This is a genomic window from Pontibacterium sinense (assembly GCF_015209595.1).
GTDB lineage: Bacteria > Pseudomonadota > Gammaproteobacteria > Pseudomonadales > Balneatricaceae > Pontibacterium > Pontibacterium sinense.
In genome coordinates this window covers 15,762-37,794 of sequence record NZ_JADEYS010000003.1, presented here as the reverse complement: position 1 = coordinate 37,794, position 22,033 = coordinate 15,762, and the positions used below count along the sequence as shown (strand labels likewise).

17 protein-coding genes are annotated in these 22,033 nt (G+C 49.9%); 1 reads left to right on the top strand and 16 read right to left on the bottom strand.

Annotated elements, in window-relative coordinates:
• Positions 1 to 37: 37 nt before the first annotated feature.
• From IOQ59_RS03795 to IOQ59_RS03755, 9 genes are all read right to left on the bottom strand, one after another.
• Positions 38 to 703, bottom strand: a complete 666-nt coding sequence (locus IOQ59_RS03795; protein WP_193951935.1) for a response regulator transcription factor — start codon at positions 701 to 703, stop codon at positions 38 to 40.
• Between the two features lie 146 nt (positions 704 to 849).
• A complete protein-coding gene (gene acs, locus IOQ59_RS03790) occupies positions 850 to 2,805 on the bottom strand; it encodes an acetate--CoA ligase (RefSeq protein ID WP_193951934.1) in 1,956 nt (651 codons plus the stop codon).
• A 336-nt stretch (positions 2,806 to 3,141) separates the two neighbouring features.
• Positions 3,142 to 4,518: a sigma-54-dependent transcriptional regulator gene (locus IOQ59_RS03785; protein ID WP_193951933.1), complete on the bottom strand. Its 1,377-nt coding sequence runs from the start codon at positions 4,516 to 4,518 to the stop codon at positions 3,142 to 3,144.
• A gap of 24 nt (positions 4,519 to 4,542) precedes the next feature.
• Positions 4,543 to 5,634, bottom strand: a complete 1,092-nt coding sequence (locus tag IOQ59_RS03780) for a sensor histidine kinase (RefSeq protein WP_193951932.1) — start codon at positions 5,632 to 5,634, stop codon at positions 4,543 to 4,545.
• A gap of 6 nt (positions 5,635 to 5,640) precedes the next feature.
• The gene (locus IOQ59_RS03775; RefSeq protein WP_193951931.1) at positions 5,641 to 7,077 is read right to left on the bottom strand and encodes a sigma-54 dependent transcriptional regulator; all 1,437 of its coding nucleotides are present in this window, start codon (positions 7,075 to 7,077) and stop codon (positions 5,641 to 5,643) included.
• Between the two features lie 220 nt (positions 7,078 to 7,297).
• Entirely contained in the window at positions 7,298 to 7,717 is a 420-nt protein-coding gene (gene fliS / locus IOQ59_RS03770; protein WP_193951930.1) for a flagellar export chaperone FliS, read from the bottom strand.
• Positions 7,718 to 7,783: 66 nt separating this feature from the next.
• Positions 7,784 to 9,817 carry a flagellar filament capping protein FliD gene (gene fliD, locus IOQ59_RS03765; protein ID WP_193951929.1) on the bottom strand — a complete coding sequence of 678 codons (2,034 nt, stop codon included), beginning with the start codon at positions 9,815 to 9,817 and terminating at the stop codon, positions 7,784 to 7,786.
• A gap of 37 nt (positions 9,818 to 9,854) precedes the next feature.
• Positions 9,855 to 10,259 (bottom strand): flagellar protein FlaG, encoded by a 405-nt coding sequence (locus tag IOQ59_RS03760; protein WP_193951928.1) that lies wholly within the window; start codon positions 10,257 to 10,259, stop codon positions 9,855 to 9,857.
• 71 nt (positions 10,260 to 10,330) lie between these two features.
• Entirely contained in the window at positions 10,331 to 12,820 is a 2,490-nt protein-coding gene (locus IOQ59_RS03755) for a flagellin N-terminal helical domain-containing protein (RefSeq protein WP_193951927.1), read from the bottom strand.
• Positions 12,821 to 13,045: 225 nt separating this feature from the next.
• On the opposite strand from IOQ59_RS03755, the gene fliT reads away from it, so the two are divergent.
• A complete protein-coding gene (gene fliT / locus IOQ59_RS03750) occupies positions 13,046 to 13,360 on the top strand; it encodes a flagellar protein FliT (protein WP_193951926.1) in 315 nt (104 codons plus the stop codon).
• 189 nt (positions 13,361 to 13,549) lie between these two features.
• Here the strand turns inward: fliT and flgL are convergent, their stop codons facing one another.
• From flgL to flgF, 7 genes are read right to left on the bottom strand one after another with little or no spacing between them, the layout of a single operon-like run.
• Positions 13,550 to 15,391 (bottom strand): flagellar hook-associated protein FlgL, encoded by a 1,842-nt coding sequence (flgL, locus tag IOQ59_RS03745; protein WP_193951925.1) that lies wholly within the window; start codon positions 15,389 to 15,391, stop codon positions 13,550 to 13,552.
• Positions 15,392 to 15,403: 12 nt separating this feature from the next.
• Positions 15,404 to 17,425: a flagellar hook-associated protein FlgK gene (gene flgK, locus IOQ59_RS03740; RefSeq protein ID WP_193951924.1), complete on the bottom strand. Its 2,022-nt coding sequence runs from the start codon at positions 17,423 to 17,425 to the stop codon at positions 15,404 to 15,406.
• Between the two features lie 48 nt (positions 17,426 to 17,473).
• Entirely contained in the window at positions 17,474 to 18,556 is a 1,083-nt protein-coding gene (gene flgJ, locus IOQ59_RS03735; protein ID WP_228050673.1) for a flagellar assembly peptidoglycan hydrolase FlgJ, read from the bottom strand.
• 2 nt (positions 18,557 to 18,558) lie between these two features.
• The gene (locus IOQ59_RS03730; protein WP_193951923.1) at positions 18,559 to 19,650 is read right to left on the bottom strand and encodes a flagellar basal body P-ring protein FlgI; all 1,092 of its coding nucleotides are present in this window, start codon (positions 19,648 to 19,650) and stop codon (positions 18,559 to 18,561) included.
• A 12-nt stretch (positions 19,651 to 19,662) separates the two neighbouring features.
• Positions 19,663 to 20,349, bottom strand: a complete 687-nt coding sequence (gene flgH / locus IOQ59_RS03725) for a flagellar basal body L-ring protein FlgH (protein ID WP_307726989.1) — start codon at positions 20,347 to 20,349, stop codon at positions 19,663 to 19,665.
• Between the two features lie 22 nt (positions 20,350 to 20,371).
• Positions 20,372 to 21,157, bottom strand: a complete 786-nt coding sequence (gene flgG / locus IOQ59_RS03720) for a flagellar basal-body rod protein FlgG (protein WP_193951921.1) — start codon at positions 21,155 to 21,157, stop codon at positions 20,372 to 20,374.
• A 28-nt stretch (positions 21,158 to 21,185) separates the two neighbouring features.
• Positions 21,186 to 21,929 carry a flagellar basal-body rod protein FlgF gene (gene flgF / locus IOQ59_RS03715; protein WP_193951920.1) on the bottom strand — a complete coding sequence of 248 codons (744 nt, stop codon included), beginning with the start codon at positions 21,927 to 21,929 and terminating at the stop codon, positions 21,186 to 21,188.
• Positions 21,930 to 22,033 lie beyond the last annotated feature (104 nt).

Sequence of the window (22,033 nt, the reverse complement as noted above, 5' to 3'; positions counted from 1 at the left end):
GGCACCTTTTACAATCGATCCGAGTTTAAGCGGTATTTTACTCTACATCCGTCTTCGGTGGCTCTACACCAAGACGCTGAGCAGCGATAACAGCCTGCGTACGACTATGAACGCCCAACTTACGCAAAATAGCGGTTACATGAGCCTTAATGGTCGCTTCAGATACATTCAGCTCATAAGCAATCTGCTTGTTCAACAGACCTTCGGTTAGCATCGTCAATACACGGAACTGCTGTGGTGTAAGGGCGGCCAACGCGGCGGCAAATTTCTGATCTTCTTCGCTGACATCACCCAGATTGTCCGCTACTTCTTGCGGCAACCACTCCTCACCTTCGAGTACAGCTTTGATCGCGTCGGAGATGGTTTCCAGTGGTGCAGATTTCGGGATAAAACCAGACGCACCATAATCAAGCGCGCGCTTCATAACATGTGGCTGTTCACTACCCGATACAACAACAACGGGAATCCCCGGATTCTGACCTCGCAGGAACACTAATCCAGAAAAGCCATTCGTACCCGGCATGTGAATATCCAGCAACACCAGATCTGCGTCAGGATTTTGATCTACTGCTTCCTGCACAGCCGCCAATGAATCAGCTTCTACTGTTGCCACACCTGGCACTGCCTGTGCCACTGCCTGCTTCAACGCTGCTCGAAACAGCGGATGATCATCGGCAATAATTATTTTTTGTGCTAGCTGCATGCGTTTACTACCCCCCTCTTACACCTCTGACAGTGCAAGTTCCTGTACTGCAACTTAATCCCGGCTCCATCATAACACCGTTAATACAAAAACTCCCACCAGGCAAAACCGGGTGGGAGTTTCAAGTATCACGCTATCAGGAAAGATTAGCCTTTACGGTTCATTCGATTTTCAATCAGATCATCAACAACCGTTGGATCAGCCAGTGTGGAGGTATCACCCAGCGCACCGAAATCGTCTTCAGCAATTTTACGCAGGATACGACGCATGATCTTACCGGAACGGGTTTTTGGCATGCCTGGCGCAAACTGAATCAGATCCGGAGATGCAATTGGACCGATCTCAGAACGTACGTGCATGCGCAGCTCTTTAAGCAGCTCATCAGACTGTTCAAAGCCAGACTGCAGGGTTACATAAACGTAGATACCCTGCCCCTTCACATCGTGTGGATAGCCCACTACAGCTGCCTCAGCAACCGCTTCGTGTGCAACCAGTGCAGACTCAACCTCTGCAGTACCCATACGGTGACCCGATACGTTGATTACGTCATCCACTCGACCGGTGATCCAGTAGTAACCGTCTTCATCACGACGCGCACCATCACCCGTGGTGTAAACACCTTTATACGTGGAGAAGTATGTCTGGATAAAGCGTTCGTGATCACCCCAGATTGAGCGACTCTGGCCAGGCCAGGAATCTTTCAGTACCAGGTTACCATCAACAGCACCTTCCAGCTCATTCCCTTCCGCATCCAGCAACGCAGGCTGTACACCGAAGAATGGACGGGTAGCAGAACCCGGCTTAGTTGCAGTCGCACCTGGCAGAGGCAGGATCATCATGCCGCCAGTTTCAGTCTGCCACCACGTATCAACGATAGGGCAACGACCCTGACCGATAATACGGTGATACCATTCCCACGCTTCCGGGTTGATCGGCTCACCTACAGAACCCAGGATACGCAGGGTAGACAGGTCAGAATCACCCAGTACATCTTCACCCTGCTGCATCAGTGCACGAATTGCAGTCGGTGCGGTGTAGAACTGGTTAACTTTATGCTTCTCGATAACACGACCGAAACGGCTGTTATCTGGGTAGCTAGGCACACCTTCAAACATCAGAGAGGTGCCGCCGTTCGCCAGAGGTCCGTAAACGATGTAGCTGTGACCGGTTACCCAACCCACATCCGCAGTACACCAGTAGATATCACCTTCTTTGTAATCGAAAGCGTATTCATGCGTCATGGACGCATACACCATGTAACCACCGGTCGTGTGTTTCAGGCCTTTTGGCGCACCGGTTGAGCCAGAGGTGTACAGAATGAACATCGGAGCTTCTGCTTCCATCTCTTCTGCAGCACATTCTGCAGACGCTTCAGCTACCAGATCTTCGTACCAAACATCAACACTGTCGTTCCATGCAACGTCTTTGTCGACACGCTTAACAACAATCACACTGTCAACGCAGGCTTTAGCAGCGTCTTGCTGCAGTGCTTTGTCGACGTTGTCTTTCAGAGGAACAGACTTACCTGCACGCAGAGAGTAGTTTGAGGTCACAACTACTTTGGAGTTTGCACCTTCAATACGCGCTGCCAGTGCTTCCGGAGAGAAGCCACCGAAAACGATAGAGTGAACAGCACCGATACGGGTACATGCAAGCATGGCAACCGCAGCTTCAGGGATCATTGGCATGTACAGGGTAACAACATCACCCTTTTCAACGCCGCGTGCTTTCAGAGCATTAGAGAATTTACATACGCGCTCATGAAGATCACGGTAAGTAATATTTTCAGATTCGCTAGGGTCATCACCTTCCCAGATGATTGCTACCTGATCACCGCGAGTTTCCAGGTGGCGATCCAGACAGTTGTAAGATGCGTTCAGCGTACCGTCTTCGAACCAGCGGATATCAACATTGTGCGGATCAAAGGATGTGTTCTTAACTTTCGTGTACGGCTTAAACCAATCCAGACGCTTACCGGCTTCGCCCCAGAATGCATCCGGGTCGTTTACAGACTGCTCGTACATCGCCAGATACTTATCGTTGTCGATGTGAGCTTCCGCTGCAATTTCAGGAGAAACTGGATATACCTTTTCTTCACTCATCGTGATGCCCTTAGCTGTAAATTATTTTAATTCTTGGAATCCGTTGGCCCTTTTTAGACCTGATAAACAACATCAGGTCCTTATACTTCTTATTCGGGCGTTTCGTGTGTCCGTTAACTGGTAAGTTTTATACCCGTACGGCACTCACCGCCTGAATTAGACATTGGTCTATCCGGCCTAAGACATTGGTCTTGGTTAGGTTTTGGTCACCATCAGGGGTAACCTTACAAGGTCTTTAAACAGAGCTGATCTTGCCGCTAAAAACCCTCTCAGGCCGTTAAATCCACAACTTCAGCGCGCCTTAAACCCTCAAAAAGCGCAATCCCCTAAACGGCCCTACTTTCCAAGCAATCTATCAAGATCCAGACCCGCTTCGCGCATCCGGGCTAATTTGTAACGTAACGTTCGAGGACTGATCCCTAAGTTTTCCGCTGCCGTTTTACGACTTCCACCCGTTGCTTTCAACGCATCGATAATCAGCTGAAATTCGTGCTGCTGAAGATCAGCCCCGAGCTGATTGTTATCATCCGCATCAACGTCTGCCTCAGTATTCTCGAACTGATTACACAGTTCGGAAGTGACCGAGTCAGGGTTGAGTAATAAGTCGGTCGCACTGATTGCCGTACCGGCCTGCATAATCAGCGCACGCTGCACAACATTATCCAGCTCCCGAACATTGCCCGGCCAGTTGTGCTGCGTCAGTGCCTGTTGTGCATCCGCACTGAACGATGCAGGTGCCCGCCCCATCTTGGTACAGTATTTAGCTAACAACCGTTCGGCCAAAGGGACAATATCCGCTCGCCGCTCGCGTAGTGGCTTCCACTGCAACGGAAAGACATTCAGACGGTAATATAGATCTTCCCGAAACTTGCCATCCGCCACATAGGTTTCGAGCTTCCGGTTACTCGTCGCCAACACACGCACATCCAGCTTGATCAGTTTACGGCCGCCGAGCCGTTCAACTTCCTGCTCCTGCAACACACGCAACAACTTAGCCTGTAGGCCCTGATCCATCTCGCTGATCTCATCAAGCAATAGGGTTCCACCATCCGCTTGTTCAAACTTACCCGGTGTGGCGGCATAAGCACCGGTAAACGCGCCTTTCTCATAACCAAACAGCGTCGCTTCCAGCATATTCTCAGGGATAGCAGCACAGTTAATCGCGACAAACGGCGCTTTACGGCGAGAAGAGTGGCGGTGGATATATTGTGCCAGCACTTCTTTACCCGTTCCTGATTCGCCGGTAATCATCACGGTTGAATCACTCGCGGCCACACGACGTGCTAGTTGGAGCAACTGTTTACTGCTGGTTTCGTCAGCAACCGGCTCTTCAGACTCTTCAACACTCAGGGAGCCCTGCGCGTAGCGCCGCACAGCCTCCACCAGAGCTTGCGCCTCAAACGGCTTCATCAGGTAATCGACTGCACCTGCCTGAATGGCCTCGACCGCCTTATGCACCTGTCCAAAGGCGGTAATCAGCATAACGGGCAAACCCGGCTGCAACTGTTTAATCCGCTCCAGCAACTGATGACCGTCAATCCCCGGCATATTAACGTCGGTCACAACCATCTCAACGTGCGTTTCAGCCAACAAACTCAGCGCGGCCTCACCACTTTCTGCCGCCACATATTCGAAACCGGCTAACTCAAGGGTGTCACAGAGCGCTTCTCGCAACGCGCTGTCATCTTCAACAATCAGAATTCGGGCTGTCATATACTCTATCTACCGCTATACCACTCAACCAGCTGACTGCGCTGGCATAATTATTGACGCCGTTGTTCCTTCACCCAGCGACGACTGAAGCTCGAACTGACCGTGATGTGCCATCGCCACAACCTGAGCAACCGCCAAACCAAGCCCGGTACCGTGGGACTTGGTCGTATAAAAGGGCTCCATCGCCCGACTCAGCGTTTCGTCATCCATACCCGGTCCGTGATCTTCAACATTGATCCACAGGTTTCCGCTGTCCGTCGACAAGGACAGGGTGAGTTCAGCTCCTTCGCCTGTCGCCTGCAACGCATTTTCAACCAGATTAATAATCGCCCCTAACAATGCATCTTTGTTGCACTGAATGGATAATCCCGGCGCATGATTAATACAGTCACAATCGGCATCAAACGACGTTAACGGCACATCCAGCTGATCCTCTATATCACTGAACAACTGTTCCGTTGTGAGCTGATCATCCAAGCGGGTTTCAGCACGCGCAAACACCAGCATATCCCGCACCTGCTTTTCGAGGTGAGTCAGACGGGATTTCACTTTAGCAGTAAATTTGGTGCGCTGCTCAAGGGTGATATCTGTGCGCGACAGGTGATCAACGTACAGCAAGGCGGCCGATAAAGGCGTACGTATCTGATGAGCCAGCGATGCCATCATCCGTCCCATCTCAGACAAACGCTGATAATGAGACAGGCGATCCTGTAGCAATCGTGTTTCTGTCAGGTTGGTCAGAAGCACCAGTTGTCCCGGTTCGTTATCCATCGCCCGTGTTGCCAGACTGACCCGACGGCCATCGTGTAATGAGACCTCGTGACCATCATCACTGCGCGGTGCAAAGCAACGCTGGATCACAGCTATCCACAACTCACCGCGCAACTGACTTCCCAACAGCTCCTCAGCGGCCGGATTACAGTCGGAGATCACACCGTCCCCACCTATCTGGATAACACCCGCCGGAAGAAGATCAAGCAACTGACGCATTTTGGAGGCCAGCCGTTTGGACTCATCCGACTCTGCCTGACGCTCTTTTTCTAACTGCTGTTCCAGCTGCAAAACCTGTGTTTCCAGTTCGGCAATTCGAGCTTCTGCCGCAACCCACTTATCCATTAATCATTATTTCCGCTGAATGCCATACTTACGCATTTTCTCAACCAATGTGGTCCGACGTACCTGCAGCTTTTCGGCAGCACGTGCGACCACACTCTCACAACTATCAAGGGCCTGTTCAATTAGCGCCCGCTCCTGTTGCTCTAAATACTCTTTCATATTCAGGCCATGTTCCGGCAACAGGCACTCACCGGAAGTGACCGGTTCCGCTGCCGGACGCTCAGGAATCTGGCCGAAATCCAGTTTCTGTTGATAACGATCGGGATCAGGTTCTTCAATATGTCGGAATTTAGCGGGCAACTCAGAGACACCCACCACCCCATCGGGATACATAATCACTAAACGTTCAACAAGATTGGATAATTCACGAACATTCCCCTGCCAGGGATGCAATTGCAGTGACCGCAGCGCACTCGAGTGGAAAATAACCTTTCCTAAACCTTGAGCATCGGCACGCCGTACCATCTCCTCAAGCAGCACAGGAATATCCTCAATACGTTCACGCAGGGGGGACATTTCGATAGGAAAAACATTGAGGCGGAAGTAGAGATCTTCCCGAAACTCATTCTCTTCGATCATCAACTCCAGATCTTTATGCGTCGCGGCGACGATGCGTACATCAGCATCCAGTGTCTTGGTACCACCCACACGCTCAAACTTCCGCTCCTGAATGACACGAAGGATTTTCACCTGCATATTCAACGGCATGTCCCCGATCTCATCCAGAAACAAGGTGCCGCCTTTCGCCAGTTCAAACCGTCCGGGCCGACTATTCACCGCCCCAGTAAACGCCCCCTTCTCATGACCAAACAATTCGCTTTCCAACAACTCAGCCGGAATAGCGCCACAGTTGATTGGCACAAAAGGTCCACCCTGACGCGTAGAATGCTCATGTAGATTGCGTGCCACGACCTCTTTACCGGTGCCGGATTCGCCGGTAATCAGCACACTGACATCCCGCATCGCGACTTTATTGATCATCGCCCGGACCTGAATCACGGCATCCGAGACACCCAGCACACTGCTGCCATTAGGCGCGATTACCGGCTGTCCGCTGGATTTCTGCTGGCGGTAAACCTGAGCCTTATGCAATAAATCCGTCAGCTCACCGTAAGAGAACTGCTCAGTTAACGCCCCCACCACCATCGGTTTAAGCTCATCGGGCAGCGCCACCAGCTCCTCTCTCGCCAGCCCACACAAGAGCACCGGCATATCGGGGTTGTTTTCGGCCAGCTGGATCAGCATTCGATCTACAGCGATCGGTGTGCGGCAAGCCCCGAGCAACAGCACCGGTGAATCAATGCCGTCCAGTTGATCTGCATTTTGCAGCCAGAGGGGGTAATCGAAATGCTGTAAAGGTAGCTGCAGAAAACCCGCACAGGATGGCAAATAGCCATCTCCGCCGTCATCCACGTACACCAAATTAAGGTTTGATTGAGTCATCACAGTGGCTAAGCGTCAAAAAATCATTAGATGAAGTATTTCACCAAACAGCAGAATGTCAACTTTTTGGCACACCAAAACATTCAATCGTCAAAATCCCTGCTCTCCTGAAGCAAGCGCGGAGGAAGAACTGCCATCAGATCACAATGTTTATGCATAAAAAAATGGCGTGCACCTAAGGAGCACGCCATTTTTCTTAGAGGAAGCGAAACAACTTATATTAAGCGTTTTCAGCAGCAGCCTTGCCTTGCTTAACGTCTTCAGGCATTCCTGCCCAACCCTGCTTAATCTCCAGCATCAGGTTCATGACCTCCTGTACACGCTCCCCATCGTTCTCACGATTAGCCAGCATTAACGTGCGTGTCATGTATTCGTAAAGAGAATCCAGATTACCGGACACCTCTCCACCCTTCTCATGATCCAGGGATCCGCGCAACCCAATCACAATCTCAACCGCTTTATTCACATGCTGGGTACGCTCTTCGATGCTGCCGCGCTCAATTGCACCTTTGGCTTTCGCCATTGCACCCAACGCACCGTCAATCAACATCTCTATAAGCTTATGCGGAGACGCCGTTTCTGCAGTAGCCCGAAGGTCGACATTTTGATACTGCTTTAAAGCATTCAGATTAACACTCATTACTACTGACCTAATCAAAAGAGATGAATAGACAAAGCGGAGTTGATACTCGGCTCTACCAAAAAATTATTTTTTCGCTGTAAATGGCAAGCGATCTACAAGGCCGTCCAACGAATTACCGGAATTTTTCAGAGATGAAAGAATACGTTCCATCGCCTGAAATTGGTTGGTCAAACGTATCTCCAGCTTACTCATTCGGGTATCAAGGTCGGTTTTATCCTCCTTGATACCATCAATCTGCTCGTTGATGTTTTTTTCCCGGGATGCGATACCGCCATCACCCGTCAGGAAGTTATCAATCAGCAGCGATAACTCACCCGCCAGACCACGCCCAAAGGTTACGCTACTAGTCCCCAGACTGCCCGCGCCAACTGTAAAGTTCAAACCATAAGGATCACTATCCACTTTTGGCAAAAGCACATTACCGGCGCCAAATGCAGCTTTGCCATCAATGGTACCTGCCGCATCAACCCCCGCAACTCCGGTTAAGGCATCGGTAATACCCATCTTCGCCATACCCGCACCCGTCGCAGAAAAACTGACCTTAGACGAATCACCGTACTGTCGGGAGACAAATTCGAAATTTCCAGGGGGACTGCTGTTATTATGGATCACATCAACCGCGATACCGGTGGCTTTTAGCTTACTGTCACCGTTAATCAGGCTTTGCAGTTCTGCCGCCATCGCATCCTTTGAGGCATACGCTTTATTGGCTGGCAAAGAGATACTATTCGACTCAGTTCCGTTGACATTGATCGTAAAGCTATAGTCATCTGACGCCGTATTTAAAGAGAAGTTAGCGTCCAACTGGGTTCCATACACATACCCTTTGGCAGGCTCGGCGGTGACTTCTACAACATAAGTGCCCGCAACGGCCTTCTCAACATAAGAGCCTGCCGTTACCGAAATATTAGAATTGGTCGCCGAATAATTTGGCGCAAACAACTCACCGATTTTATCGAAGTTATCTTTGATGGCCGCCTTAAAATCATCCTCAATGATTTCAAGTTTGCCATCTTGCTGTGTACGGACACCTAAATACGTTAACGCATCAAAACTACTATCTGAGCCTGCAACAGACCCCGTTAGCATCTCCCGCAGCTGAGATACCATACCTTTCGCGGTACCATCCGATGAGAGAGAACCTAAGGTTTTGTTCTCATCATCCTCGTCGGCCTTCTTGTTACCCGTGAGGTTCTTCATCGTTTCATAGAGTGTGTTATATGCTTCTACGAAATCCCGAACGGCTTTTTCGCCCGTCGATTTATCTTCTGAAATGGAGAAGTTTATTTTCTCGCCTGCACTGGCTTTATTAACAGAAAAGGTTAACCCCTGAATAACGTCTTCGATCTCATTAGATTCCCTGGAGACTGACAGACCATTCACTTTTAAAGACGCATCAGCAGCAACCTGCTGCTGCTTCATGTGAGTATCGGTTCCATCAAAAGAGAACTGAGATAGCGCACCTGTCGCCGCAATACTAACCGCATTGTTTTCACCCGAAGGCGCCGTAAGAAGAAATTTATACTTACCTTCATCCTGAACAATAGCGGCTTGCAAGCCAGTGTCAGAATCATTGATCTTCTGCACCAGGTCATTCAGGGAATCATCTGCATCCAACTCAATGGTGAGTGATTCTTTATCTGCATTCACGGCAAAGGGATTGTTATTATCTTCGATATAAGCGGCCCAAGAGCCAAATTGAAAGGTAAGAGAGCCTGCCCCTAAAGCGGCGTCCGCATCATCGATTGCAGCTGATGCTAAGCTCTGAGATTGAGCAACCCCAAGCACCTCAACCTGAAAGCTACCAACTTGAGCATCTGCATCCAGCTTTGAGGGTGAAATGATATCAGTATCCGGGAAAGAGACCGCCCGTGCTTTAAACGTATCGGCATCGGATAGGGGTTTTATCGCTGTTTTAAACTCACTTAAGATACTTTTAAAGGTACCGTATCCAGAAATCTGAGTTTCCAACTTGGTCTGACGAGAAGTGAGTAGCTGTTCCTTAGGCCCTTTTTCCGCCTTTACCAAGCCCTCAACCAGGCTTTTAGTATCAATCCCTGAACCTGCGTTCAACGATGATATAACGTTGCTACCCATGATGTATCTCCAGACCTAATTTTGTGCGTTTTCTTTGCTAAGCACGGTCATTAAAAATCACACCTAAAACCCCTTCAAGGTTTTTTGCAAATTTTAATGATTCTTCATTGGGGATTTGACGGATCAGCTGTTCGGTTTTGGTATCCATTACCTTAACAACAACTTCACCAAGCTCTTCATCGACACTGAAGGCAAGAGACCGTTGACCATCCTTCATCAACTCATTCAGACGATCAATCGCCGCCTGTAGTTCTTCAGCGGACACCTGTTCCGACTCCTGAAGCGCTTCTTTCGCGCGGACTTCCTGATCAGAGACTTTCTGAGCCTGTTCAGCTTTCTGAGCTTGCTGGACTTGTTGCTGAGTTTGATCAGCCTGTTGCGAGGATGTTTGCTGTGCTGAGGAGGCTGCACCTGCTGCAGCGTTTACGGATTCGATAGCCATCACTCACCTCCTGTTTGATGGTGGAAACCACCCGGCCTTTGCGACCGGGCAGTTTTAGTTACGGCTGATTATTACTGAAGCAGTGACAGTACCTGCTGTGGAGCAGCGTTCGCCTGAGCCAACATCGCAGAACCGGCCTGCTGTAGTACCTGTGCACGGGACAGGTTGGCAGATTCAGCTGCGAAGTCTGCATCTTCGATACGGGACCGTGCTGCAGACGCATTCTCAGATACGTTGGACAAGTTATTGATAGTGAAGTCCAGACGGTTATTCACCGCACCCAGCTCAGAGCGGGTTTCGTTTACAGACTCCAGCGCATTATCGATAGAGTCGATGGCCGCCTGCGCACCTTCAACAGTCGAGATATCGATATTGGCAACGGCATCAGCCCCCGCATCAATGCCCGCCAACGAACGCTTGTCACCACCAATTTCACCCACGGTATGACCTGTTTTCGCTTCCAAGGTTACTGTACCTTTAGCAGTGACCGCATTCTGTGCAGTTACATCAAAGCTCGCCAGGAAGCTGTCAGAGTTTACCGCAGCATCAACAGTGGCCCCCCCATTAGCAGTAACCTCAACCTCAGTAGTCGCAGCATCGTAGGTCTGCACAGTGATGTTACGGCCATCATCGGCGGTTATCAGCAGTTCCCCGCTGTCATTAACACTGGCGACCAGACCGTTCACATCGGCGCTGCTAGACGATTCAAACGCCGCATTCAGCTGGCCAACCAGATTGCCGCTGGCATCACTGTCCTTAACCTCACCGTCCAGATCAATAAAGTCGCCATTAACCACCAGACCGAAGTTAGCATCCAGAGCTGCGTCAGCCGACACTTTACCTAAATTGGCTTCAGTCTTCGCTGTCGCGACAACTTCGTCTTTCAGGCCTTCGGTATTGTTAATCGACAATGCAGTATGTTGAGCACTGGCGCGATCACCAACAAAAGATTTTTCATTGGTACCGTCGATAACTGGCACATTATCAAAGTCAACGTTATAACCGTTAACGGTCAGATCGCCGTTCGTCATCCGGTCGAAGTTAGTACCGTCAGTTTCCTGAACAGAAGCACTTTGCTCCGTCCCTACGTTGTTAGATGCATTAATAGCTAAAGACGCACTTGTTATACTCGCACTACCAGCATCTGTAGAAACATTTGTAATGTCCAGATCACCTATTGCGCTCAGGACTATCTGATTATCATCTGCCGGATCAATGGCAGCGGTGACGCCAGTCCCCTCCGCAGCATCGTTGATAGCCACAACTAAAGCATCTGCTGTAGTAGCATCTGCAGCGGTTGTAGTGGCTGTAATAGTCGCCCCATTAATATCAAAACTTAGGGCATCGCCACCATTCGAACTAGTTATCTGCAAATCACTCACTGTGATAGCAGCAACGGTCTCCTGCAACGCAACCGTCTCGTTAGCCGCCACTGTTTTTTCGTCCAGCCCAACATATTCGGGGGTATTCCCACCGATCGTGAACTCTTCATTGGAGCGAAGAGTAACTGTACCTGTTGCAACAGAATCGGTTGCTCCAAGGGTAGTAAGATTGGTCACCGCACCATCAGACGCCACTTCGATGTTACGGCCGTCTATAGCAGTAAAAGTCAATACATTAGCGTTATTCTCAGCCCGAACACCTGTTTGCATTGAGAACGTATTTATGTGCTCTGCTAAACCATCGGAGGTTGCAGTAATACCACTGGCTGCTGCCATATCAACCCCATTAATAACAAGGTCACCCGCTTGCAGCGCCGTGGCTGATGATGCACCGCCCAAATTGAGCGTTGCAGTTGTCGCATTAGCTTCCGCCACCACACCCGTCCGGCCCGAGATACTATTAATCGCGGCCGCAGTCGAGATTGCAGATGCAGCATTATCCGACGAGGAAACCGTATCAGAAGAGGTTTCTGATGCCGGAACAGTGACACCATTAAGGGTCAGGTCATCAGCATTCAGGGTACTCAGGCTACCTGAGGCACCACTCTGCGCTGTTGATGTTTCAACCGCCAGTGTAAAGGTACCGTCACCAACCGCACCTTCTCCGCGGCCCAAAGACTTGGCATCCATCTTATCAATTTCAAAACCGATCGTTTCGTTGGCTTCGGAACCTACCTGCAGGTCAATGTTACCCAAACTGCCGTCCAGAACTTTCTGGCCGTTAAAGCTGGTAGTCTCAGAGATACGGTCCAGCTCTTTTATCAGCTGCTGTACCTCAGCGTTCAGCGTGTCACGGTTACCACTGTCGTAAGTACCGTTGGAAGACTGCACGGACAGTTCACGCATACGCTGCAGGATGTTGGTGGACTCATCCAGCGCGCCTTCTGCTGTCTGGATTAAAGAGATACCGTCGTTGGCGTTACGTACCGCCTGGTTCAGACCGTTGATCTGAGAGGTCATACGGTTGGAAATCGCCAGACCGGCTGCATCATCTGCTGCAGAGTTGATTCGTTTACCACTGGTCAGACGCTCCATCGCTTGGTTCTGGTCTGCCTGAGCAGTAGACAGGTTACGCTGAGCATTCAGCGACATGATGTTTGAATTAATTACCATTGCCATGAGATTTTCTCCTCATAATCAGCCTGGTCTGACCGGCCGCTTTTTAAATTCTTGATTGGGTGTTTAATGCTCACCCAACGAATGCTTGATTTAGTTATCGACCACCCGTTTCAGCGCTTTAGCACTTTTTTCCTTTTTATTAGGAGGGCTATTACTCGGTCGTTGATATTACTTATCGGCAGGCGCACACTGTGCTTTACAAACATTTTATGTTGGACTGGATAAATGATTGATCTGGCACAAGAACTTTTCGAACAATCACAAAAATTGCTGTCTCAGGCTGAGGAAGGTGCGTGGGATTTATTGGAAGAAACACAAACGGTTAGAGCTGCGCTGATACGCCAGATTGAAAAACAGCCAACGGCACAGCTCAAAAAAATGGATAGCGAATTAATCTCGCAGCTGCTGCAGGAAAGCAGAGCACTGGAAAAGAAATGTGAACTATTGGTGCGTCAGCGCAGAGATTCGCTCACCTCAGAACATGGCAAAGTATCACGCGGTAAAGCGATGCAAAAAGCTTACGGTTTCAACGGCCGCTGATAAATAAAAAAGCAATCAGCACCTGACTATCATTTGCTGCGACTGAGCCTTTCCAAGTTCCAGGATCCGACTACAACTAGACAGAACAGGCCGTTCACCGGCCCTTTCTCGATTTTCCCCACGTCCCACATCAAAAGGCAGAGCTCGTCTGCCTTACGTTTTACTCTGTACGGTAAGTACAGGCAGTCATTAGCGAATAAAGCTAAACAGACTTAATTCCTGTATTTTCACAAAGCTTGCCTGAGCCGCCTGCAAAATAGCCTCTTCCAGTTTCAGCTCACTGATCGCTTCTGCGAAATCAACATCTTCAAGGCTGGACAGCGCCGTCTTAGAGAAAAGCTTAAAATCTTCATTGGACGTTTTGGTGTTGTCTAATGCGTTAATGCGTGAGCCAATGGTTGTTCGGGCTTCAAGATTGCGCTCCCTGACTTGATCCAACTTACTGAGCGTGTCACTTACTGCCGTTTTCAGCGCGGCACGCTGTTCGTCATTTTCTACCGGAGTCTCAAGAACAGTCGCAAGCTGTGTGGCCACGTTAAGGATATTCTGCCGTTTTTCTTCAGGACGAAACGCCGTTTCAGTGTGCGCAGGCACCTCAAGCTTCACAATATCCTGATCTGTCGGCGCTTTATTTACCGTTAACGAGATCCCCAAAGGGATATTTGGATTGGGCGCATCAGGCCGTTCCAAAGCGATTGTTGTTGGTGTTGCGGGCAATGCAACGCCAGTCATAAAGGCCGCACCACTGCCATCCAAAAGGTCGTAAGTGCTGGCAGGCATATTAAACCGGATGCTGATTTCACCCAGGCCTGCCACAGCAGGCAATACCGCCGTCATATCTGCAGTTGCGGCAGCGTATTGAGTTTTATCAGTCACTTCGATTTTTGAAACCGGTGAAAGCTGCTGCAACGGCAAACCTAAGGTGACACTGTCTCCGACCACCGGCGTACCTAACTTAAGGCGGTAGCCTCCCACCAACAGGTCAGATTCAGGCGTATATTTGATATCAGTTTGAACTTTGCCATCAATGGTGACCGGGTTGCCCAGACTATTGGTCAGATCAAATTCATTGTTCGCGGGATCAAATGTGAGCGTGATATCACCAATGTCGGTATCCAGCGCGGTCGCCGTTTTGGCGTCAGCAACGGTGAGTTCTTTTACACCCTTAAACTGCTGATCCACTACCCAATCAGAAACGGGGGGTTCTGTGAGTTTAAACTGCAAACCCTGAACTGTTACTGTCTCACCTGCCGCGATATCAGGTAGTGCAGTAGGACCATTCACAACTGCGCCATTACTGTCTCGAAACTGATATTGATACGTTGGCACTGATTGGCTCGTATCCAGCTGCACCTCAAACTGCAAATCCCCCTTACCTTTTGCAAAAGCGGCAAAGACATCCTCATCAACCACTTCCATATCAGTGATAAAGGAAGGATTGGCGGGTAAAAACTTAACGCTTACGGCTTCTGTAGCGGCTTCGAAAAGGTATTCGCCTGCATCGTTAGAGGGCACAAACAGCTCTGGTGCCACCTGAATCATTCGCTTGCCGTCATCACCCACGTAGCTGTAACTGCCGTCACCATTGAGTACGTAAGGCTTATCAAAACCCTGACTGCCCGAAAACAGATACTCACCTTGTGAATCCTGGGTGTTCATGAGGCCTGCACTGTATTCCACCAAGCCCCTGATTTCTGTGGCGATCGCCTTTCGATCCGCATCACTGACAATGCCATTACCGGCCTGCAGCGTTAGCTCACGAATACGTGTTGTGGTGTTGTTCAGGCTTTCTAGCACCGTCTCTTCAAGCTCAAGACGACGTTGTGTCACATCGATGTTGTCTTGAAATTTTTCCGTCTGTGCAAGCTCTCGGTTCAGTTTCACAACTTGTGCCGCAGCAACCGGGTCATCAGACGGTTTATTAAGCTTTTTGCCCGTAGCAATCTGATTTTGCAGATCAGCCAGTTTCGACTGGGAGTTCTGCATGTTAGATACAGAGTTCAAAAAGGTCTGACGGGTAGAGATACGCATTTTGAATTCCCCTTAGTTAACACTATTCAGAAGCGTGTCGAACAGCGTCTGCGACGTACTGATCAACTGAGCCGATGCCTGATAGGCCTGTTGAAACTGAATCAGTTTCGCGGCCTCTTCATCCAGGTTCACACCCACCAGCGATGCTTTGCTGTCTTGCGTAGAGTTGAGTACAGCCTCTGACGCGGTACGATTAATAGCCGCAACACTGGTTTTACTCCCCACACGTTCAATCAAGCTACCGTAGATATCTTGATAAGACCCACCTTCGAGCACATCTTTTAACTGCAAATTTGACAGCATAAGTGCATTACGGTTATCCGACACACCGCCTTTGTTGTAGTCGAAAGTAAACTTATCCCCAGCCTTAGGCTGGTTTGTGATGGTAATTTCGTAACCATCCAGCGCAATGGCCTGACCCGGCGTATACACCTGATCCACCAACGGTCCCTGCCCGGTCAGCTTATGCGGCACTGGAGCATTAGGGTCAGTGATGTCATACACCGTATACGTCGATGGCGTGGCATTGTTAAACACAATCTCAACTGGCGGCTTCATCGTTTCTGCCTGAGACTGAAACGTTGCTGCGGCGGGATCAGTAACCTTCACCTCAGCAACACCTGTCCCTGTGTTATCGGCAGATGTACTGATTCTTATAGGGGATGCCAACGCCAACTGACGCCCATCGCTGACCACAGTATCGAAATCAGCCGCACCGGTGCGTACCGGTTGAATCAAAAAGCGATCGCGTGCCTGAAAACGGCTCTGCGCATCCATATTGATTTCGATGCCGTCTACGACGATCTGTAACTCACCTTGGCTAAAATCGGCATAGTAAGCGTCTGACTTGCCCTCAAGCTCTTCTGGTGTATTCACCTTCGTCAGGTTATCGAGCGTAATGCGTTGACCGTCGCTAATACGCTCAATCTCAAGCGTTGAACTGGAATTAAACGTAATTTCGTAGTCGCTGGCCTGCAGCTGAGCAACATCAACGATTTTCACGTACCCCGATGAAAGCTTGGATGCATTGTTGCTGTTGGCAGCCAGACGGCTGGACATTAAGGAAGCGCTGTTAACATCATTAAAGATCAGGCCTCCCAGATTCCCATCCAGATCCATACCGGCCTTATGCTGAGTATTCATGGTTTCTGAAAACGCGATGGCGATACGGCCGAGCTCATTGATCGCAGGGTCCAGAACTTCCTTACGGTACTCCAGCAAGCCACCTAATTTACCACCACCAATACGATCAGTAATCTCCACCGTATTATTAGCAACCTTAACAGCCAGCTGCTTTTTGGTGGGATCCGGATCACCGGTAATAGAGACCAGTTCATTGGATTTATTACCAATTACCAGCGGTTCACCATTGGAGATAAACACCGAATATTCATCACGCCCCTGCTCCAAAACGCTGACGTCGATCAGTTTTGACATGTCTTCAACAAGATTATCTCGCTGGTCGCGCAACTCGTTGGCATCACGCCCGGACGAAATCTCGTAGCTAATCTTGCCGTTAAGGTTAGCAATATCAGACGCGAGAACTGACACCTGATTCGATAGCGTATCAAGGTTGCTGTTAATCGCGTCGTTTTGGCGCATCACCACCGTATTCAAGTCATTGAAGCGTCTTTCCAGCGCTTCTGATTCAGCAACAAACAACTCTCGGTTAGGCAACGATGTCGGGTCATCCACCGCGTTTTGCAGGGCTTTGAAATAGTTATCCATTGCGGTGGAGATGCTGGTATTGCCGGATGCCAGCAAATTATCCAGCTCCCCCGCCATATCCGCATAGACATCGGAACGGTTAAACGACGCGGTATCTGCCCACAATTGCCGGGTCAGAAAGTCATCAGCAATACGAGAGATACTGTCAACCGTCACCCCACGCTGATCGGTCTGCGTCGTAAAGTTTGCCACCTGACGGCTATAACCCGGTGTATTAACGTTGGAGATGTTATGGCCAACGACACTCAGGGCCGTCTTATTAGCCTGCGTCGCCTGTACGCCCAGTCCTAATAAACTAAAGCCCATAGTGCATTCCCCCGATACTGTGCTGATGGCAAGATGAAATCATGATGTTCACCCCTCTCCCTTAGTTGATGGAGCAGAGGCAAAAACGTCACCTGCCAGAATATTTGAGATCTTTTGTGCATATTGTGGATCTGTCGCATATCCAGCCTGTTGCAGCTGATTCAGATACGCAGACGGATCAGCGGTAGACTGCAGCGCTATCTGATAGCGCGGACTGTCTTTCAGGAAACTGATGTAGTCACGAAAGCTCTGTTCATAACCGTCATACGCACGAAATGCCGCCCGCTCACGCTGCGCGACACCATCACGAAACTCCAGTGTACTGGTCACAACACTGTCGCCATCCCAGCGGCTGTCCGCTTTGATGTTAAAGAGGTTATGACTGCTACCACCGTCACCTCGCTGAATCAGGTGCTTACCCCATCCTGTTTCAAGTGCAGCCTGTGCCAGCAGGACTTTGGGGTCGACACCGATCTCTTCAGCAACCGACTTAGCCAATGGCATAAGAGCATCAACAAACTGTTCTGGTGATTCGAAACGCTGTGGATAAGACTGTGCGGATGATGGCTGACGGATTAAATCCGCCTTTTCTGTCTGGGCCGGAGCCGCAGTCAGACTCGATAGCAGCACATCGGGAACCTCCGGTGTCTGCTCACCACTCGTGCTCGCATTTGTCAGCATGGTGTTCGCCGCCAGATTACCCGTCGTATCAAATGCCCGGTTTAACATGCGTTCTGCTTTCGATAGCTGGAAGTTCTTATCCTTGCTCTCATCGTCAGCGCTTTCACCACTCATTGGCAGATCTGCCTGACGAGATAGCTGCTTCACGATGACATCCGCCAAGCCCATTCCACCGCCCTGGGCCAGTTCCATCGTCATCTGGCTATCCAGCATCTCTTCGTAAAACTGGCTCTGGCTGCTGTTCATAAAGTTGTCTTCGCCAAAGCTTTTATTCGCTTCACGCATACTTTTCATGAGCATGGACATAAACACCTGCTCAAACTGCTGAGCCACTTGCTTCAACGCGGCTTCGTTATCATCCTTCGCCAACCGGCTAATTTTGTTCAGCTCGTTGAGTTCGGTATATAACGCACTGTGGTTGCCGCTGCCGCCGGTCGGTTTAATATTCATAATCAGATCACTATCAATTCAGCTTTGAGCGCGCCGGTTTGCTTCAACGCTTCAAGAATTGCCATCAAATCACCCGGTGCAGCCCCGACCTGATTCACAGCTTCAACAATATCCCGCAGGTTCGTACCCGGCGAAAACTCGAACATATGGCCTGAACCTTCGTCGACTTCAATGCCCGTACGTGGTGTCACAACCGTCTGACCGCCCCCTAGAGGATTAGGCTGATTAACATCTTGCTCTTCGGTGATGGATACCGTCAGCCCACCATGAGTAATCGCCACAGGCGACACGCGTACATTCTGACCGATCACGATAGTCCCGGTACGGGAATTAATGATGACTTTGGCAATTTCCTGAGCGGGGGTAACCTGCAAATTTTCAAGCACGGATGCAAAAGAAACACGTTGTGCAGGGTCTCTTGGGGCACGCACCCGAATTGAGGTGGCATCCAGCGCACTGGCAACACCGTCACCCAACAGCCCATTGATCTGCTCAGCAACCCGACGCGCGGTGGTGAAATCAGGATAATTCAGGTTCAACACCATGCTGTCACCCTGACTGAAGGCGTTGGGTACTGCACGCTCTACCGTCGCACCATTCGGAATACGACCGACACTGGGCACATTCAATGACAAACGCGAACCGTCCGCGCCCTGAACACCAAAACCTGAAACAACCAGGTTACCTTGAGCGACGGCGTATACCTGTCCATCTGCGCCTTTGAGCGTACTCATCAGCAACGTGCCACCACGTAAACTCTTCGCGTTCCCCAGTGCCGACACGGTCACATCAATTTTCTGACCGGGTTTGGAAAACGCAGGCAGATCGGTATGGATCGCAACGGCCGCTATATTTTTTGACTGAGGGTCAGTGCCTGGAGGCAACACCAAGCCAAAGTTATTCAACATGTTACGAAACGTCTGAGAGGTGAAACTGGTTTTGTCGCCCGTACCGTCCAAACCCACAACCAATCCATACCCCACTAATTGGTTGGAACGCACACCCGCGATACTCACCATATCTTTCAGACGATCGGCAAACACAAGCGGAGAGATTAAGCTCAGCATTACCAGAACAGATAACAGACGTTTCATCATCAATCTCCTTCAAAGCGGCCAAAATGGACCGATAAAGAAACGTGTCAACCAACCCGATGCATTGGTGTCATTGATTGCACCGTTACCCGCATACTCAATACGCGCATCCGCCAGTTTTGTGGAAGCAATACTATTATCCTGATCAATATCCTGCGGCCTAACCAAACCACTGACACGAATATATTCTTCCCCTTGATTGAGGGTTAACCATTTTTCCCCTCTGACAACTAAACTACCATTGGGCAATACATCATGAACGGTCACTGTAATATTGCCGTTTAGACTATTGCTCATATCCGACTGACCTTCGCCCTCAAACTCAGACTTTGCATTGGGTTGACTAACACCTATCGGGTTGCCGAAAGCGCTCAATCCACGCCCTAAAATGGTCGGCTGAGGTAGGTTAATCTGGGTTTCTTTATCATATGATGTTTTGGCGCTTTTTGAAGACTGGGTACGCTCAGTCAGAAGAACGGTGATAATGTCCCCAATACGCGTAGCACGACCATCTCCGTAGATATCCCGATTGGTTGACACGCTATAGATCGAGCCAGTAACCGGACGGACAGATTGCAGATTTTGAGGGGTAATCGGTGCGTAATAAGGGTTGTTTGGCTTCGCGACTTTTTGCACACAGCCTGTCAGTGAGATCAGAGCCACCAGCCCTACCATCCATTTCACCTGAGTCTTCATCATATTCACCTGCTCGTGCTAATTATTAGAGCTGCTGACTCACGAAGGAGAGCATTTCATCTGCCGTAGAGATCACTTTTGAGTTCATCTCATAAGCGCGCTGAGTCGTTATCATCGTGACCAGTTCCTCTACCGCATTCACGTTAGAGGTCTCCAGCGTTCCCTGACGCAATATACCGCTACCTGCAGTCCCTGGATTGTTAAGGGCCGGCGCGCCGCTAGCTGTCGTTTCCAAAAACAGATTCTGCCCCATAGCTTGCAAACCCGCCGGGTTAACAAAATCGGCAACCTGTAACTGACCGATCTGCGTTGATACAGAACTGCCCGCTGTTGTTACGGACAAAACACCGTCACCACCTGCCGTGAAGTTAGTCGTTTCCGCAGGCAACGTAATAGCCGGCTCAAGCAGATAACCTTCAGCGGTGACAAGCTGATTGTCAGCGTTCAGATGAAACTGCCCATTTCGGGTGTACCCGATCTCACCGGAAGGCAATGTCACCTGGAAAAAACCCCGGCCATTAATGGCCATGTCAAAGGCTTGTTCGGTGACCTCCATCGTACCCGTGCTAAACAGCTTCTGAGTACCTACAACTTTGACACCGCTACCGACCTGCAAACCAGAAGGTAACTGAGAGTCCTCTGCAGACTGAGCCCCCGGCTGGCGCCGGATCTCATACAACAGATCTTCGAATACCGCTCGATCTTTCTTAAAACCAACAGTAGAAACGTTTGCCAGGTTGTTTGAGATAACTTTGAGCGACGTATCTTGTGCACTCAAACCTGTCTTTGCTACGAATAAAGCACCATGCATTTTTTATTCTCCGGTATCCGTTTCTATATCAGCTCAGCTGCAAAATTTTGGTCGCTGCGGTGGAATTATCTTCAGCGGTTTTCATCATTTTGACATGCATTTCAAACTGGCGAGCCAGCGTAATCATGCCTGTCAGCTCGCTGACACCGTTCACATTGCTCGACTCCAGATAACCAGAACGAATCTGCACATCCAACGCGGGTATCAGCGGTTGCTGATTATCGGTACGCATCAAGCCATCCACTCCTTTAAACAACGTGCCAGGCTCTGGCTTCACCATCTTGATCGAATCCACAAGGATCAACTCTGTAGCTGCTGTGCCCTGCTCACGTACAGTAATGCTGCCGTCGTTAGCAATATCGATCTGCTCAATGGGTGGCAAGGTAATAGGCGCACCGCCATTGCCGATAACCGGCAAACCACTGCCGGTCACTATCCGCCCCTGGGCATCAATCTGCAGCTCACCTGCACGGGTATAACCTTCGGTACCGTCAGGGGCCTGAACAGCAATCCAACCTTCACCCTGAATCGCAACATCCAGCTGACGACCGGTTTCAATGAGTGTGCCTGAATCAGTATTGGTTGCCGGACGCTCGCTCATGGCATAAACACGAGACGGATGCCCTTCGCCAAAAACCTGCATAGCGCGGGCTTGCGCCAGATCAGCCTTAAAACCGGTGGTTGTTGCATTGGCTAAGTTGTTGGCATGCGCTTGTTGCGAGAGCATATTCTCTCGCGCACCGCTCATACCTATATAAAGCACTTTATCCATACCCATTCCCATATCGTCAGGATTGCCGCTTCATAGGTATTAGCAATATATGCGCCAAAAACGAAAAAAGAGGCCAAAGGCCTCTTAATTTCGTAGTCAAACAA